Below are 16071 nucleotides of genomic sequence, written 5' to 3'. Positions count from 1 at the left end.
CACAGCCTGGCCCTCTGACCCGCGTATCCGAGCATCAGCACAATTACACTCAAGATCGATGCGACGAGGTTTATTTCCATGGCACTGACACGCGAACAGCAAATTGCAGCCCTCGAGAAAGACTGGGCCGAGAACCCGCGCTGGAAAGGCGTGACCCGTACCTACACCGCCGCCGATGTCGTTCGCCTGCGTGGCTCCCTGCAGCCGGAGCACACCCTGGCTCGCCAGGGCGCGGAAAAACTGTGGAAGCTGGTCACCCAAGGTGCCCACCCGTCCTTCCGCCCTGAAAAAGATTTCGTCAACTGCATGGGCGCCCTGACCGGCGGCCAGGCTGTGCAACAGGTCAAGGCTGGCATCCAGGCCATCTACCTGTCCGGCTGGCAGGTTGCCGCCGACAACAACTCGGCCGAGTCGATGTACCCCGACCAATCGCTGTACCCGGTCGACTCGGTGCCGACCGTAGTCAAGCGCATCAACAACTCGTTCCGCCGCGCAGACCAGATCCAGTGGAAAGCCGGCAAGAACCCAGGTGACGAGGGCTACATCGACTACTTCGCACCGATCGTGGCCGACGCAGAAGCCGGTTTCGGCGGCGTGCTGAATGCCTACGAGCTGATGAAGAACATGATCGAAGCGGGCGCCGCCGGCGTGCACTTCGAAGACCAGCTGGCCTCGGTGAAAAAATGCGGCCACATGGGCGGCAAGGTACTGGTCCCGACCCAGGAAGCCGTACAGAAGCTCGTGGCTGCACGTCTGGCCGCCGACGTTGCCGGTGTGCCGACCATCATCCTGGCCCGTACCGACGCCAACGCCGCCGACCTGCTGACCAGCGACTGCGATCCGTACGACCAGCCGTTCGTGATCGGCGACCGTACCCGTGAAGGCTTCTACAAAGTCCGCGCCGGCCTCGATCAGGCCATCTCCCGCGGCCTGGCCTACGCGCCGTATGCCGACCTGATCTGGTGCGAAACCGCCAAGCCGGACCTGGACGAAGCCCGTCGCTTCGCCGAAGCAATCAAGAAGGAATACCCGGACCAACTGCTGTCTTACAACTGCTCGCCTTCCTTCAACTGGAAGAAGAACCTGGACGACGCCACCATCGCCAAGTTCCAGCGGGAGCTGTCGGCCATGGGCTACAAGCACCAGTTCATCACCCTGGCCGGCATCCACAACATGTGGCACGGCATGTTCAACCTGGCGCACGACTACGCCCGCAACGACATGACCGCCTACGTGAAGCTGCAGGAGCAGGAATTCGCTGACGCCAGCAAAGGCTACACCTTCGTGGCGCACCAGCAGGAAGTCGGCACCGGCTACTTCGATGACATGACCACCGTGATCCAGGGTGGCGCTTCGTCGGTTACCGCACTGACTGGTTCGACAGAGGAAGAGCAGTTCCACTGAGTCTGGTGAACTGCTGAACAGGAAGGCCCGGGGCTTGTGAAAGTCCTGGGCCTTTCTTATTGCCTGTACCGACCCTTTCGCGGGGCACAGGCAATACCGCAGATCAGGTCTATGCTTGTGGCTACCCAGCCGCAAGGACCGCCCATGCCTCGTCCAAGCCACCTGATCCTGATCGCCGTCGCAGCCGCTGCCCTCTATATATACGCACTGGCCAGCGACAACGCCCTGCTCGGCCTCCTGAGCAAACCCATCCCGGTCCTGAGCCTGATCGCCTGGCTGGGCAGTACGCCCACCACGCCCTACCGTCGCTGGATCATGATCGGCCTGGCCTTCTCGGTACTCGGCGACATCCTCCTGGCCATCCCCCGCGACCTGTTCGTGTTCGGCCTGGCCGCGTTCCTTTGCGCCCACCTGGCGTACCTTCGCGGTTACTGCAGCCTGACCCAACGCCCGGCCTACCCCTCACTGGCCTTCGCACTGCTGGTGGGCGCCTCGCTGTTCGGCCTGCTCGCCAGCCACGGCCTGGGCCCACTGCTGATCCCGGTGGCGCTGTATGCCCTTGCGATCTGCTGCATGCTCTGGCGCGCCCTGGCGTGTGGCGGTGTCGCCGCAATGGGTGCCTGCGCCTTCGTGTTCTCCGACAGCCTGATCGGCATCGACCGCTTCGTCAGCCCGTTCGCCGCTGCCGAGTACCTGATCATCCTGTCCTACTGGCTCGGCCAGTGGCTCATTGCCGCGTCGGTCAGCCGCGGCGCAAACGACAAAGTATTGATCCAGAGCGGTACCCGCAGCATCGGAAGCTGCTAGAACGAGAGTTTTTCGCATTTGCAAGTGGGCAGATCGGCTGATGAACTTTGCAAGGCCCAGAACAGCTAAAACAATACAGCCCATATCAAATGATATTAATTATCATTACGCAACTAGTCAGTCATTACGCGGGGTAAGAAACATAATTAACAAATCCGCGTGCAATGCCCGAAACTCAAGGCTTTCAGCCAGTTACGAAAGATTTTTGTTCTTAAACCTACGAATAAATTTGCAACGGAAATTTTACTTGCACTGGGTTTACCCATAAAATCAGCGCGATTGATTCAGCTGCGACATTTGGTCACTGCGTCTGCGACACCACGTCGCCGCTCTACTTATTTCAGACTGCAGAGCTGGGTCTCTGTATAAGGATTTCTAGCATGTCCGATTCGGCAGGACTCATCGCCCACAACTGGGGCTTTGCCATCTTCCTCCTGGGTGTCGTCGGCCTGTGTGCCTTCATGCTCGGCCTGTCCAGCCTGCTCGGTAGCAAGGCCTGGGGTCGCGCCAAGAACGAACCCTTCGAATCCGGCATGCTGCCCGTTGGCAGTGCCCGCCTGCGCCTGTCCGCCAAATTCTATCTGGTCGCGATGCTGTTCGTGATCTTCGATATCGAAGCCCTCTTCCTGTATGCATGGTCTGTGTCCGTCCGCGAAAGCGGCTGGACCGGATTCGTCGAAGCACTCGTTTTCATAGCAATTCTGTTGGCAGGTCTTGTCTACCTATGGCGCGTCGGGGCGCTCGATTGGGCTCCCGAAGGTCGCCGCAAGCGGCAAGCGAAGCTGAAACAATGAGGCTTTGGCATGCAATACAATCTCACCAGAATCGATCCGGACGCACCTAACGAGCAGTATCCGGTCGGTGAGCGGGAAACCGTCACCGATCAACTGCTGGAAGACCAGGTCCACAAGAACATCTACATGGGGAAACTCGAGGATGTGCTGCGTGGCGCGGTCAACTGGGGTCGCAAGAACTCCCTCTGGCCGTACAACTTCGGCCTTTCCTGCTGCTACGTGGAAATGACCACGGCCTTCACGGCACCCCACGACATCGCCCGCTTCGGCGCCGAAGTCATCCGGGCCTCGCCGCGTCAGGCCGACTTCATGGTCATCGCCGGTACCTGCTTCGTGAAGATGGCGCCGATCATCCAGCGCCTGTACGAGCAGATGCTCGAGCCCAAGTGGGTCATCTCCATGGGTTCGTGCGCCAACTCCGGCGGCATGTACGACATCTACTCGGTCGTTCAGGGGGTCGACAAGTTCCTCCCCGTGGACGTGTACGTGCCTGGCTGCCCGCCGCGCCCCGAGGCGTTCCTGCAAGGCTTGATGCTGCTGCAGGAATCGATCGGCCAGGAGCGACGCCCGCTTTCCTGGGTTGTTGGCGATCAAGGCATCTACCGTGCCGAGATGCCCGCCCAGAAAGACCTGCGTCGCGAACAGCGTATCGCGGTAACCAACCTGCGCAGCCCCGACGAAGTCTGATCCAGCGACCTGCCGCCCGCTCCCCCAGGAGCCGGCGGCCTGGCTTCATTCTTAACGTTGACCCAAAGCGACCGAGACCATGACAGCGGACAACGCTATTTATATTCCGCCTTACAAGGCTGACGACCAGGATGTGGTCGTCGAACTGCACAACCGATTCGGCGCCGACGCTTTCGTCGCCCAGGAAACCCGCACCGGCATGCCGGTACTGTGGGTAAAGCGTGCCCAGCTCAAAGAAGTACTTTCCTTCCTGCGCAACGTCGCCAAGCCGTACAGCATGCTGTACGACCTGCACGGCGTCGACGAGCGCCTGCGCACCCAGCGCCGCGGCCTGCCGGCCGCCGACTTCAGCGTGTTCTACCACCTGCTGTCGGTCGAGCGTAACAGCGACGTGATGATCAAGGTGTCGCTGAGCGAAGGCGACCTCAACCTGCCGACCGTCACCGGTATCTGGCCCAACGCCAACTGGTACGAGCGTGAAGTCTGGGACATGTTCGGCATCGACTTCGCCGGCCACCCGCACCTGAGCCGCATCATGATGCCGCCGACCTGGGAAGGTCACCCGCTGCGCAAGGACTACCCGGCCCGCGCCACCGAATTCGACCCCTACAGCCTGACCCTGGCCAAGCAGCAGCTTGAAGAGGAATCGGCACGTTTCAATCCGGAAGCCTGGGGCATGAAGCGTTCGGGCGCCAACGAGGACTACATGTTCCTCAACCTCGGCCCCAACCACCCTTCGGCCCACGGTGCCTTCCGTATCGTCCTGCAGCTGGACGGCGAAGAGATCGTCGACTGCGTGCCGGACATCGGCTACCACCACCGTGGTGCCGAGAAGATGGCCGAACGTCAGTCGTGGCACAGCTTCATCCCCTACACCGACCGTATCGACTACCTCGGCGGGGTGATGAACAACCTGCCGTACGTACTGGCGGTAGAGAAGCTGGCCGGCATCCAGGTGCCGCAGAAGGTCGACGTGATCCGCATCATGCTCGCCGAATTCTTCCGCATCACCAGCCACCTGCTGTTCCTGGGCACCTATATCCAGGACGTCGGCGCCATGACCCCGGTGTTCTTCACCTTCACCGACCGCCAACGCGCCTACACCGTGATCGAGGCGATCACCGGTTTCCGCCTGCACCCGGCCTGGTACCGCATCGGTGGCGTCGCCCACGACCTGCCGCGCGGCTGGGACAAGCTGGTCAAGGACTTCGTCGAATGGCTGCCCAAGCGCCTCGACGAATACACCAAGGCCGCCCTGCAGAACAGCATCCTCAAGGGCCGTACCATCGGCGTTGCCGCGTACAACACCAAGGAAGCCCTGGCCTGGGGCACCACCGGTGCCGGCCTGCGCTCCACCGGTTGCGACTTCGACCTGCGTAAAGCCCGCCCCTACTCCGGCTACGAGAACTTCGAATTCGAAGTACCGCTGGCCCACAACGGCGATGCCTATGACCGCTGCATGGTCCGTGTCGAGGAGATGCGCCAGAGTATCCGCATCATCGACCAGTGCCTGCGCAACATGCCGGAAGGCCCGTACAAGGCGGACCACCCGCTGACCACGCCGCCGCCGAAAGAGCGCACCCTGCAGCACATCGAGACCTTGATCACCCACTTCCTGCAAGTCTCGTGGGGCCCGGTCATGCCGGCCAACGAGTCGTTCCAGATGATCGAGGCGACCAAGGGCATCAACAGTTACTACCTGACGAGCGATGGCGGCACCATGAGCTACCGCACCCGGATCCGTACCCCGAGCTATCCGCACCTGCAGCAGATCCCTTCGGTGATCAAAGGCAGCATGGTTGCGGACCTGATCGCGTACCTGGGCAGTATCGACTTCGTTATGGCTGACGTGGACCGCTAAGCATGAACAGCACGCTTATCCAAACCGACCGTTTCGCCCTGAGCGAAACCGAGCGCTCGGCCATCGAGCACGAGATGCATCACTACGAGGACCCGCGCGCGGCGTCCATCGAAGCCCTGAAAATCGTGCAGAAAGAGCGCGGCTGGGTGCCGGACGGCGCCATCTACGCCATCGGCGAAGTGCTGGGCATCCCCGCCAGCGACGTCGAGGGTGTGGCCACCTTCTACAGCCAGATCTTCCGCCAGCCGGTCGGCCGCCACATCATCCGCGTATGCGACAGCATGGTCTGCTACATCGGCGGCCATGAATCGGTGGTCAGCCAGATCCAGAGCGAGCTGGGCATCGGCCTCGGCCAGACCACCGCGGACGGGCGCTTCACCCTGCTGCCGGTGTGCTGCCTGGGCAACTGCGACAAGGCCCCGGCGCTGATGATCGACGACGACACCTTTGGCGACGTGCAACCTGCCGGCGTCTCCAAGCTGCTGGAGGGTTACGTATGACCATCACTTCCTTCGGCCCGGCCAACCGCATTGCGCGCAGCGCCGAAACCCACCCGCTGACCTGGCGCCTGCGCGACGACGGCGAGCCGGTCTGGCTGACCGAGTACGAGTCCAAGAACGGCTATGCCGCCGCGCGCAAGGCGCTGGCCGACATGTCCGCCGACGACATCGTGCAGAGCGTCAAGGACTCCGGCCTCAAGGGCCGGGGCGGCGCGGGCTTCCCCACTGGCGTGAAGTGGGGCCTGATGCCCAAAGACGAATCCATGAACATCCGCTACCTGCTGTGCAACGCGGATGAAATGGAGCCCAACACCTGGAAGGACCGCATGCTGATGGAGCAACAGCCCCATCTGCTGGTCGAGGGCATGCTGATCAGCGCCCGCGCCCTGAAGGCCTACCGTGGCTACATCTTCCTGCGTGGCGAGTACACCACCGCGGCGAAGAACCTCAACCGCGCCATCGATGAAGCCAAGGCCGCCGGCCTGCTGGGCAAGAACATCCTCGGTTCCGGTTTCGACTTCGAGCTGTTCGTGCACACCGGTGCCGGGCGTTACATCTGCGGTGAAGAGACCGCGTTGATCAACTCCCTCGAAGGCCGTCGCGCCAACCCGCGCTCCAAGCCGCCCTTCCCTGCCGCCGTAGGCGTGTGGGGCAAGCCGACCTGCGTTAACAACGTCGAAACCCTGTGCAACGTGCCGGCCATCGTCGCCAACGGCAACGACTGGTACAAGTCGCTGGCCCGCGAAGGCAGCGAAGACCACGGCACCAAGCTGATGGGCTTCTCCGGCAAGGTGAAGAACCCGGGCCTGTGGGAGCTGCCGTTCGGCGTCACCGCCCGCGAGCTGTTCGAAGACTACGCTGGCGGCATGCGCGACGGCTTCAAGCTCAAGTGCTGGCAGCCTGGCGGCGCCGGTACCGGCTTCCTGCTGCCCGAGCACCTCGATGCGCAGATGTATGCCGGTGGCATCGCCAAGGTCGGCACCCGTATGGGTACCGGCCTGGCCATGGCGGTCGACGACAGCGTCAACATGGTGTCGCTGCTGCGCAACATGGAAGAGTTCTTCGCCCGCGAGTCGTGCGGCTGGTGCACCCCTTGCCGTGACGGCCTGCCGTGGAGCGTGAAGATGCTGCGCGCGCTGGAAAACGGCCAAGGCCGCGCCGAAGACATCGAGACGCTACTGGGGCTGGTCAACTTCCTCGGCCCAGGCCGTACCTTCTGTGCTCATGCACCAGGTGCCGTCGAGCCATTGGGCAGTGCCATCAAATACTTCCGCTCGGAGTTCGAGGCCGGTGTGGCACCAGAAAGCGCTGGCACCCTGCGCCCGAACCTGGCGAAGCCGATCGTGGTCGGCGCATAACAAGATGAAACAGCGGATGGTCCGTGCCATCCGCCAGCCTGCTGGCCGGCCCGAACGACTCGAGGCCGGCCGCAAGCTCACCGATTTCCATTAGCCACGCCCGCTCACGCGGGCCAACGAAGAACTTTGAACAATGGCCACTATCCACGTAGACGGCAAAGCGCTCGAAGTCAACGGTGCGGACAACCTGTTACAGGCATGTCTGTCACTCGGCCTCGACATCCCCTATTTCTGCTGGCACCCGGCGCTCGGTAGCGTCGGCGCCTGCCGGCAGTGCGCGGTCAAGCAGTACACCGACGAGAACGACACCCGTGGTCGTATCGTCATGTCCTGCATGACCCCTGCCTCCGACGGCACCTGGATCTCCATCGACGATGAGGAGTCCAAGGCGTTCCGCGCCAGCGTCGTCGAATGGCTGATGACCAACCACCCGCACGACTGCCCGGTGTGCGAGGAAGGCGGTCACTGCCACCTGCAGGACATGACGGTAATGACCGGCCACAACGAGCGCCGCTACCGTTTCACCAAGCGTACCCACCAGAACCAGGACCTCGGCCCGTTCATCGCCCACGAGATGAACCGCTGCATCGCCTGCTACCGCTGCGTGCGCTACTACAAAGACTACGCCGGCGGCACCGACCTGGGCGTATACGGCGCCCACGACAACGTGTACTTCGGTCGCGTCGAAGACGGCGTGCTGGAAAGCGAGTTCTCCGGCAACCTCACCGAGGTCTGCCCGACCGGTGTGTTCACCGACAAGACCCACTCCGAGCGCTACAACCGCAAGTGGGACATGCAGTTTGCCCCGAGCATCTGCCATGGCTGCTCCAGCGGTTGCAACATCAGCCCCGGCGAACGCTACGGCGAACTGCGCCGCATCGAGAACCGCTTCAACGGCTCGGTGAACCAGTACTTCCTGTGCGACCGTGGCCGCTTCGGCTATGGCTACGTCAACCGCAAGGACCGTCCGCGCCAGCCACACCTGGCCGATGGCAGCAAGCTGTCCCTCGACGCCGCCCTGGACAAGGCCGCAGACCTGCTGCGCGGTCGCACCATCGTCGGCATCGGCTCGCCACGCGCCAGCCTCGAGAGCAACTACGGCCTGCGCGAGCTGGTCGGTGCCGAGTACTTCTACTCGGGCATGGAGGCTGGTGAGCTGGCCCGCGTACGCCTGGCGCTGGACGTGCTGAACAACAGCCCGCTGCCGGTGCCGACCCTGCGCGACATCGAAGACCACGACGCCGTGTTCGTGCTCGGCGAAGACCTGACCCAGACCGCCGCCCGTGTCGCCCTGGCCGTGCGCCAGGCCACCAAGGGCAAGGCCGAGGCCATGGCCGACGCCATGCGCGTGCAGCCTTGGCTGGACGCCGCGGTGAAGAACATCGGCCAGCACGCGCTGTACCCGCTGTTCATCGCATCCTTGGCTGAAACCAAGCTGGATGACGTTGCCGAAGAGTGTGTACACGCCGCTCCCGCCGACCTCGCCCGTATCGGTTTCGCCGTGGCCCATGCCATCGACCCGAGCGCGCCTGCCGTTGCCGGCCTGGACGACGAAGCCAAGGCCCTGGCCCAGCGCATCGCCGACGCCCTGGTCGCTGCCCAGCGCCCACTGGTCGTCGCCGGTACTTCGCTGGCCGACCCTGCGCTGATCGAAGCCGCCGCCAACATCGCCAAGGCCCTCAAGCTGCGCGAGAAGAACGGTTCGCTGAGCCTGGTCGTGCCTGAGGCCAACAGCCTCGGTCTGGCGATGATGGGCGGTGAGTCCGTCGACGCGGCGCTGGACGCCGTGATCAGCGGCAAGGCCGACGCCATCGTCGTGCTGGAAAACGACCTGTACGCCCGCGTACCGGCCGCCAAGGTCGACGCCGCGCTGGCTGCGGCCAAGGTGGTGATCGTCGCCGATCACTCGAAAACCCCGACCGTTGACCGTGCCCACCTGGTGCTGCCGGCGGCTTCGTTCGCCGAAGGCGATGGCACCCTGGTCAGCCAGGAAGGCCGTGCCCAGCGCTTCTTCCAGGTGTTCGACCCGCAATACCTGGACAGCAGCATCCAGATCCACGAAGGCTGGCGCTGGATGCACGCCCTGCGCGCGACCCTGCTGAACAAGCCGGTGGACTGGACCCAGCTGGACCACGTCACCAGCGCCTGCGCCGAAGCCGCACCGCAACTGGCCGGCATCGTCAACGCAGCACCTTCCGCCGCGTTCCGCATCAAGGGCATGAAGCTGGCCCGCGAGCCGCTGCGCTACTCGGGTCGTACCGCCATGCGCGCCAACATCAGCGTGCACGAGCCGCGTACCCCGCAGGACAAGGACACCGCGTTCGCCTTCTCCATGGAAGGCTACTCGGGTTCGGCCGAACCGCGTCAGCAGGTTCCGTTCGCCTGGTCGCCGGGCTGGAACTCGCCGCAAGCCTGGAACAAGTTCCAGGACGAGGTGGGTGGCCATCTGCGTGCCGGTGACCCAGGCGTACGCCTGATCGAGACCCAAGGCGACCGCCTGGGCTGGTTCACCGCCATCCCTGGCGCGTTCAACCCGGCTCGCGGCACCTGGACCGCGGTTCCGTTCTTCCACCTGTTCGGCAGCGAAGAGTCCTCCTCCCGCGCCGCTCCGGTGCAGGAGCGCATCCCGGCCGCCTACGTCGCCTTGGCCAAGTCCGAAGCCGACCGCCTGGGCGTCAACGACGGCGCGATGCTGAGCCTGAACGTGGCCGGTGTGTCGCTGCGCCTGCCGCTGCGTATCAATGAAGAACTGGGCGCTGGCCTGGTTGCGTTGCCCAAAGGCCTGGCCGGCATTCCGCCCGCCATCTTCGGTGCAGCCGTCGAAGGCCTGCAGGAGGCAGCACAATGAGCTGGTTCACCCCCGAAGTGATCGACGTGATCATTCAGGTCGTCAAGGCAATCGTGGTGCTGCTGGCCGTGGTGGTCTGCGGCGCGCTGCTCAGCTTCGTCGAGCGTCGCCTGCTGGGCTGGTGGCAGGACCGCTACGGCCCGAACCGGGTCGGCCCGTTCGGCATGTTCCAGATCGCCGCCGACATGCTGAAGATGTTCTTCAAGGAAGACTGGAACCCGCCCTTTGTCGACAAGGTGATCTTCACCCTGGCCCCCGTGGTCGCCATGAGCGCGCTGCTGATCGCCTTCTCGATCATCCCGATCACCCCGGGCTGGGGCGTGGCCGACCTGAACATCGGCCTGCTGTTCTTCTTCGCCATGGCCGGCCTGTCGGTCTACGCCGTGCTGTTCGCCGGCTGGTCGTCGAACAACAAGTACGCCCTGCTCGGCAGCCTGCGAGCTTCCGCGCAGACCGTATCGTACGAAGTGTTCCTGGGCTTGGCGCTGATGGGCGTGGTGGTGCAGGTGGGTTCGTTCAACATGCGCGACATCGTTGACTACCAGGCCCAGAACCTGTGGTTCATCATTCCGCAGTTCTTCGGCTTCTGCACCTTCTTCATCGCTGGCGTCGCCGTGACCCACCGTCACCCGTTCGACCAGCCGGAAGCGGAACAGGAACTGGCCGACGGCTACCACATCGAATACGCCGGCATGAAATGGGGCATGTTCTTCGTCGGTGAGTACATCGGCATCATCCTCATCTCGGCGCTGCTGGTGACCCTGTTCTTCGGTGGCTGGCACGGCCCGTTCGGCGTCCTGCCGCAGGTACCGTTCCTGTGGTTCGCCCTGAAGACCGCGTTCTTCATCATGCTGTTCATCCTGCTGCGCGCCTCGATCCCGCGCCCACGCTATGACCAGGTGATGGACTTCAGCTGGAAGTTCTGCCTGCCGCTGACCCTGATCAATTTGCTGGTGACCGCTGCGATCGTGCTCTACAACACGCCAGCCGTCGCGGCCCAGTGAGGATTTGACCCATGTTCAAGTATATCGGCGACATCGTTAAGGGCACCGGCACCCAGCTGCGCAGCCTGGCAATGGTGTTCTCCCACGGGTTCCGCAAGCGCGACACCCTGCAATACCCCGAAGAACCCGTGTACCTGCCGCCGCGCTACCGTGGCCGCATCGTCCTCACCCGCGACCCCGATGGCGAGGAGCGCTGCGTGGCGTGCAACCTCTGCGCGGTGGCCTGCCCGGTCGGCTGCATCTCGCTGCAGAAGGCCGAGACAGAGGACGGCCGTTGGTACCCCGAGTTCTTCCGCATCAACTTCTCGCGCTGCATCTTCTGCGGGCTGTGTGAAGAGGCGTGCCCGACCACCGCGATCCAGCTGACTCCGGATTTCGAAATGGCCGAGTTCAAGCGTCAGGACCTGGTGTACGAGAAAGAAGATCTGCTGATCTCCGGCCCCGGCAAGAACCCTGACTACAACTTCTACCGTGTTGCGGGCATGGCAATCGCTGGCAAGCCGAAAGGCGCTGCACAGAACGAAGCCGAGCCGATCAACGTGAAGAGCTTGCTCCCATAAGGACAGAAAGATGGAATTCGCTTTCTACTTCGCATCCGGTGTCGCCGTTGTCTCCACGCTGCGCGTGGTGACCGGCACCAACCCGGTGCACGCCCTGCTCTACCTGATCATTTCGCTGATCTCCGTGGCGATGATCTTCTTCTCCCTCGGTGCGCCCTTCGCCGGTGCCCTGGAAGTGATCGCCTACGCCGGCGCCATCATGGTGCTGTTCGTCTTCGTGGTGATGATGCTCAACCTCGGGCCGGCCTCGGTCGCCCAGGAGCGTGGCTGGCTCAAGCCGGGCATCTGGGCGGGGCCGGTGATCCTCGCCGCCCTGCTGCTGCTGGAGCTGCTCTACGTGCTGTTCGTCACCCCGTCGGGCGCTGCCATCAGCGGTACCACCGTGAGCGCCAAAGAGGTCGGCATCAGCCTGTTCGGCCCTTACCTGCTGGTGGTCGAACTGGCCTCGATGCTGCTGCTCGCGGCAGCCGTCACCGCCTTCCACCTGGGCCGCAACGAGGCGAAGGAGTAAATCATGGGTGCTATCCCTCTCGAGCATGGTCTGGCGGTCGCCGGCATCCTGTTCTGCTTAGGTCTGGTTGGCCTGATGGTCCGCCGCAACATTCTCTTCGTGCTCATGAGCCTGGAAGTCATGATGAACGCCGCTGCCCTGGCGTTCATCGTCGCCGGTGCCCGTTGGGTCCAGCCCGACGGCCAGGTGATGTTCATTCTGGTGATCAGCCTGGCAGCCGCCGAGGCCAGCATTGGCCTGGCGATCCTGCTGCAGCTGTATCGCCGCTTCCACACTCTCGACATCGATGCTGCCAGTGAGATGCGCGGATGAACCTTATCTTCCTGACGTTCGTATTCCCCCTGATCGGCTTCCTGCTGCTGTCGTTCTCGCGCGGGCGGTTCTCGGAGAACCTGTCGGCGCTGATCGGCGTCGGCTCGGTCGGTCTGTCGGCGGCCACCGCTGCCTACGTGATCTGGCAGTTCAACGTCGCCCCGCCTGAGGGCGGTGCGTACAGCCAGCTGCTGTGGCAGTGGATGTCGGTGGACGGCTTCGCGCCGAACTTCACCCTGTACGTGGATGGCCTGTCGGTCACCATGCTGGGCGTGGTCACCGGCGTCGGCTTCCTGATCCACCTGTTCGCTTCCTGGTACATGCGTGGCGAAGCCGGCTATTCGCGCTTCTTCTCGTACACCAACCTGTTCATCGCCAGCATGCTGTTCCTGGTGCTGGGCGACAACCTGCTGTTCATCTACTTCGGCTGGGAAGGCGTGGGCCTGTGCTCGTACCTGTTGATCGGTTTCTACTACAGCAACCGCAACAACGGTAACGCGGCGCTCAAGGCGTTCATCGTCACCCGTATCGGCGACGTGTTCATGGCCATCGGCCTGTTCATCCTGTTCGTCCAGCTGGGCACGCTGAACGTGCAGGAACTGCTGGTACTGGCACCGCAGAAGTTCCAGGCCGGTGACACCTGGATGGTCCTGGCCACCCTGATGCTGCTGGGTGGCGCGGTCGGTAAATCGGCCCAGCTGCCGCTGCAGACCTGGCTGGCCGACGCGATGGCCGGCCCGACCCCGGTTTCGGCACTGATCCACGCCGCCACCATGGTGACCGCGGGCGTGTACCTGATCGCCCGTACCAACGGCCTGTTCCTGCTGGCGCCGGATGTCCTGCACCTGGTAGGTGTTGTCGGTGGCGTGACCCTGGTGCTGGCCGGCTTCGCTGCGCTGGTACAGACCGACATCAAGCGTATCCTCGCCTACTCGACCATGAGCCAGATCGGCTACATGTTCCTGGCCCTGGGCGTCGGCGCCTGGGACGCGGCGATCTTCCACCTGATGACCCACGCCTTCTTCAAGGCCCTGCTGTTCCTTGCCTCGGGTGCGGTGATCGTTGCCTGCCACCATGAGCAGAACATCTTCAAGATGGGCGGCCTGTGGAAGAAGCTACCGCTGGCCTATGCCAGCTTCGTGGTCGGTGGCGCCGCCCTGGCCGCCCTGCCGATCCTGACCGTGGGTTTCTACTCCAAGGACGAGATCCTCTGGGAAGCCTTCGCCAGCGGCAACAGCGGCCTGCTGTACGCCGGCCTGGTCGGCGCGTTCATGACCTCGCTGTACACCTTCCGCCTGATCTTCATCGCCTTCCACGGCGAAGCCAAGACCGAAGCCCACGCCGGCCACGGCATCAGCCACTGGCTGCCGCTGGGCGTGCTGATCGTGCTGTCGACCTTCGTCGGCGCCTGGATCCACCCGCCACTGGCAGGCGTGCTGCCTGAAAGCGCCGGTCACGCCGGTGGCGAAGCCAAGCACTCGCTGGAAATCGCCTCGGGCGCCATCGCCATCGCCGGTATCCTGCTGTCGGCCCTGCTGTTCCTGGGCAAGCGTCGCCTGGTCACCGCGATCGCCAACAGTGGTATCGGTCGCGTCCTGTCGGCCTGGTGGTTCGCCGCCTGGGGCTTCGACTGGATCTACGACAAGCTCTTCGTCAAACCTTACCTGCTGATCAGCCACATCCTGCGCAAGGATCCGGTTGACCGCAGCATCGGCCTTATTCCTCGCCTGGCTCGCGGCGGTCACGTTGCCATGAGCAAGACCGAGACCGGCCAGTTGCGCTGGTACACCGCTTCGATCGCCGTCGGTGCCGTACTGGTACTCGGTGCCGTGGTAGTGGCCGCGGTATGACCATGAATCTTGCGACTTTGCCAAAGGAAACCAACCCGTCATGATTTTGCCTTGGCTGATCCTGATCCCCTTCATCGGCGGCTTCCTGTGCTGGCTGGGTGAGCGCTTCGGCTCCACCCTGCCGCGCTGGATCGCGCTGCTGACCATGTCCCTGCTGCTCGGCATCGGCCTGTGGCTGTGGGCGAACGGCAACTACACCCTGGCCCCGGCGCCGGGCGCCGAACCGGCCTGGGCCCTCGAATACAAGGTCGAGTGGATCAAGCGCTTCGGCATCAGCATCCACCTGGCCCTCGACGGCCTGTCGCTGCTGATGATCCTGCTTACCGGCCTGCTCGGCGTGCTGTCGGTGCTGTGCTCGTGGAAAGAGATCCAGCGCCACGTCGGCTTCTTCCACCTCAACCTGATGTGGATCCTCGGCGGCGTGGTCGGTGTGTTCCTGGCGCTCGACCTGTTCCTGTTCTTCTTCTTCTGGGAAATGATGCTGGTGCCGATGTACTTCCTCATCGCGCTCTGGGGTCACAGCTCGGCCGATGGCAAGAAGACGCGAATCTACGCGGCGACCAAGTTCTTCATCTTCACCCAGGCCAGCGGCCTGATCATGCTGGTGGCGATCCTCGGCCTGGTGCTGGTCAACTACAACAGCACCGGCGTGATCACCTTCAACTACAGCGACCTGCTCAAGGCCGAGCTGCCGGCTGGCATCGAGTACATCCTGATGCTGGGCTTCTTCATCGCCTTCGCGGTGAAGCTGCCGGTTGTGCCGTTCCACTCCTGGCTGCCTGACGCCCACGCCCAGGCGCCGACCGCCGGTTCCGTGGACCTGGCCGGTATCCTGCTGAAGACCGCGGCCTACGGCCTGCTGCGCTTCGCCCTGCCGCTGTTCCCGAACGCCTCGGCCGAGTTCGCGCCGATCGCCATGACCCTGGGCCTGATCGGTATCTTCTACGGTGCCTTCCTGGCCTTCGCGCAGACCGACATCAAGCGCCTGATCGCCTTCTCCAGCGTCTCGCACATGGGCTTCGTGCTGATCGGCATCTACTCCGGCAGCCAGCAGGCCCTGCAAGGCGCGGTGATCCAGATGCTGGCCCACGGCCTGTCGGCCGCTGCGCTGTTCATTCTGTCCGGCCAGCTGTACGAGCGCCTGCACACCCGTGACATGCGCCAGATGGGTGGCCTGTGGCACCGCATCGCGTATCTGCCAGCCATCAGCCTGTTCTTCGCCGCCGCCTCGCTGGGCCTGCCGGGTACCGGCAACTTCGTCGGCGAGTTCCTGATCCTGATCGGCAGCTTCGCCCACGTGCCATGGATCACCGTGATCGCCACCACCGGCCTGGTGTTCGGCTCGGTGTACTCGCTGATCATGATCCACCGCGCCTACTTCGGCCCGGCCAAGGCCGACACCGTGCTGGCCGGCATGGACAGTCGCGAGCTGATCATGGTGCTGGGCCTGGCTGGCCTCTTGATCCTGCTGGGCGTGTATCCGCAGCCGTTCCTCGACACCTCTGCCGCCACCATGAGCGGTGTGCAGCAGTGGCTCGGTTCCGCTTTCACTCAACTCGCTTCGGCCCGGTAAGA

Annotated in this window: 14 protein-coding genes; all 14 read left to right on the top strand. The window is 63.6% G+C overall.

Features of this window, described 5'->3' with window-relative positions; all coding sequences use genetic code 11:
* Positions 1-78 precede the first annotated feature (78 nt).
* The 14 genes from aceA (at position 79) to nuoM (ending at position 16069) form a co-directional block, all read left to right on the top strand.
* On the top strand, positions 79-1404 hold the full coding sequence (aceA, locus tag C3F42_RS27565) for an isocitrate lyase (protein WP_023630475.1): 1326 nt from the start codon (positions 79-81) through the stop codon (positions 1402-1404).
* Positions 1405-1548: 144 nt separating this feature from the next.
* A complete protein-coding gene (locus C3F42_RS27560) occupies positions 1549-2211 on the top strand; it encodes a lysoplasmalogenase (protein ID WP_038706423.1) in 663 nt (220 codons plus the stop codon).
* A 380-nt stretch (positions 2212-2591) separates the two neighbouring features.
* Positions 2592-3005 (top strand): NADH-quinone oxidoreductase subunit A, encoded by a 414-nt coding sequence (locus tag C3F42_RS27555; RefSeq protein WP_011534614.1) that lies wholly within the window; start codon positions 2592-2594, stop codon positions 3003-3005.
* Between the two features lie 9 nt (positions 3006-3014).
* The gene (locus C3F42_RS27550; protein WP_008096180.1) at positions 3015-3692 is read left to right on the top strand and encodes an NADH-quinone oxidoreductase subunit B family protein; all 678 of its coding nucleotides are present in this window, start codon (positions 3015-3017) and stop codon (positions 3690-3692) included.
* 79 nt (positions 3693-3771) lie between these two features.
* Positions 3772-5553: an NADH-quinone oxidoreductase subunit C/D gene (nuoC, locus tag C3F42_RS27545; RefSeq protein ID WP_094011339.1), complete on the top strand. Its 1782-nt coding sequence runs from the start codon at positions 3772-3774 to the stop codon at positions 5551-5553.
* Positions 5554-5555: 2 nt separating this feature from the next.
* Positions 5556-6053 (top strand): NADH-quinone oxidoreductase subunit NuoE, encoded by a 498-nt coding sequence (nuoE, locus tag C3F42_RS27540; protein WP_012313767.1) that lies wholly within the window; start codon positions 5556-5558, stop codon positions 6051-6053.
* Positions 6050-7411, top strand: a complete 1362-nt coding sequence (nuoF, locus tag C3F42_RS27535; protein WP_094011338.1) for an NADH-quinone oxidoreductase subunit NuoF — start codon at positions 6050-6052, stop codon at positions 7409-7411. The genes nuoE and nuoF overlap by 4 nt, the downstream gene beginning before the upstream one ends.
* 133 nt (positions 7412-7544) lie before the next feature.
* Positions 7545-10259 carry an NADH-quinone oxidoreductase subunit NuoG gene (nuoG, locus tag C3F42_RS27530; RefSeq protein ID WP_038706424.1) on the top strand — a complete coding sequence of 905 codons (2715 nt, stop codon included), beginning with the start codon at positions 7545-7547 and terminating at the stop codon, positions 10257-10259.
* On the top strand, positions 10256-11263 hold the full coding sequence (nuoH, locus tag C3F42_RS27525) for an NADH-quinone oxidoreductase subunit NuoH (protein WP_104445140.1): 1008 nt from the start codon (positions 10256-10258) through the stop codon (positions 11261-11263). The genes nuoG and nuoH overlap by 4 nt, the downstream gene beginning before the upstream one ends.
* An 11-nt stretch (positions 11264-11274) precedes the next feature.
* Positions 11275-11823, top strand: a complete 549-nt coding sequence (nuoI, locus tag C3F42_RS27520) for an NADH-quinone oxidoreductase subunit NuoI (protein WP_016488223.1) — start codon at positions 11275-11277, stop codon at positions 11821-11823.
* Between the two features lie 10 nt (positions 11824-11833).
* Positions 11834-12334 carry an NADH-quinone oxidoreductase subunit J gene (nuoJ, locus tag C3F42_RS27515; protein WP_023631348.1) on the top strand — a complete coding sequence of 167 codons (501 nt, stop codon included), beginning with the start codon at positions 11834-11836 and terminating at the stop codon, positions 12332-12334.
* A 3-nt stretch (positions 12335-12337) separates the two neighbouring features.
* Positions 12338-12646, top strand: coding sequence for an NADH-quinone oxidoreductase subunit NuoK (gene nuoK / locus C3F42_RS27510; protein ID WP_023631349.1), 309 nt, complete (start codon positions 12338-12340; stop codon positions 12644-12646).
* A complete protein-coding gene (gene nuoL / locus C3F42_RS27505; RefSeq protein ID WP_023631350.1) occupies positions 12643-14496 on the top strand; it encodes an NADH-quinone oxidoreductase subunit L in 1854 nt (617 codons plus the stop codon). The genes nuoK and nuoL overlap by 4 nt, the downstream gene beginning before the upstream one ends.
* A 40-nt stretch (positions 14497-14536) precedes the next feature.
* Complete coding sequence (gene nuoM / locus C3F42_RS27500) at positions 14537-16069, top strand: NADH-quinone oxidoreductase subunit M (RefSeq protein WP_038706425.1); 1533 nt, start codon at positions 14537-14539, stop codon at positions 16067-16069.
* Positions 16070-16071: the final 2 nt, after the last annotated feature.

Source organism: Pseudomonas sp. PONIH3, assembly GCF_002934345.1.
GTDB lineage: Bacteria > Pseudomonadota > Gammaproteobacteria > Pseudomonadales > Pseudomonadaceae > Aquipseudomonas > Aquipseudomonas soli.
The sequence above is the reverse complement of the archived record's forward strand: the minus strand, read 5'-3'. Positions and strand labels throughout refer to the sequence as shown.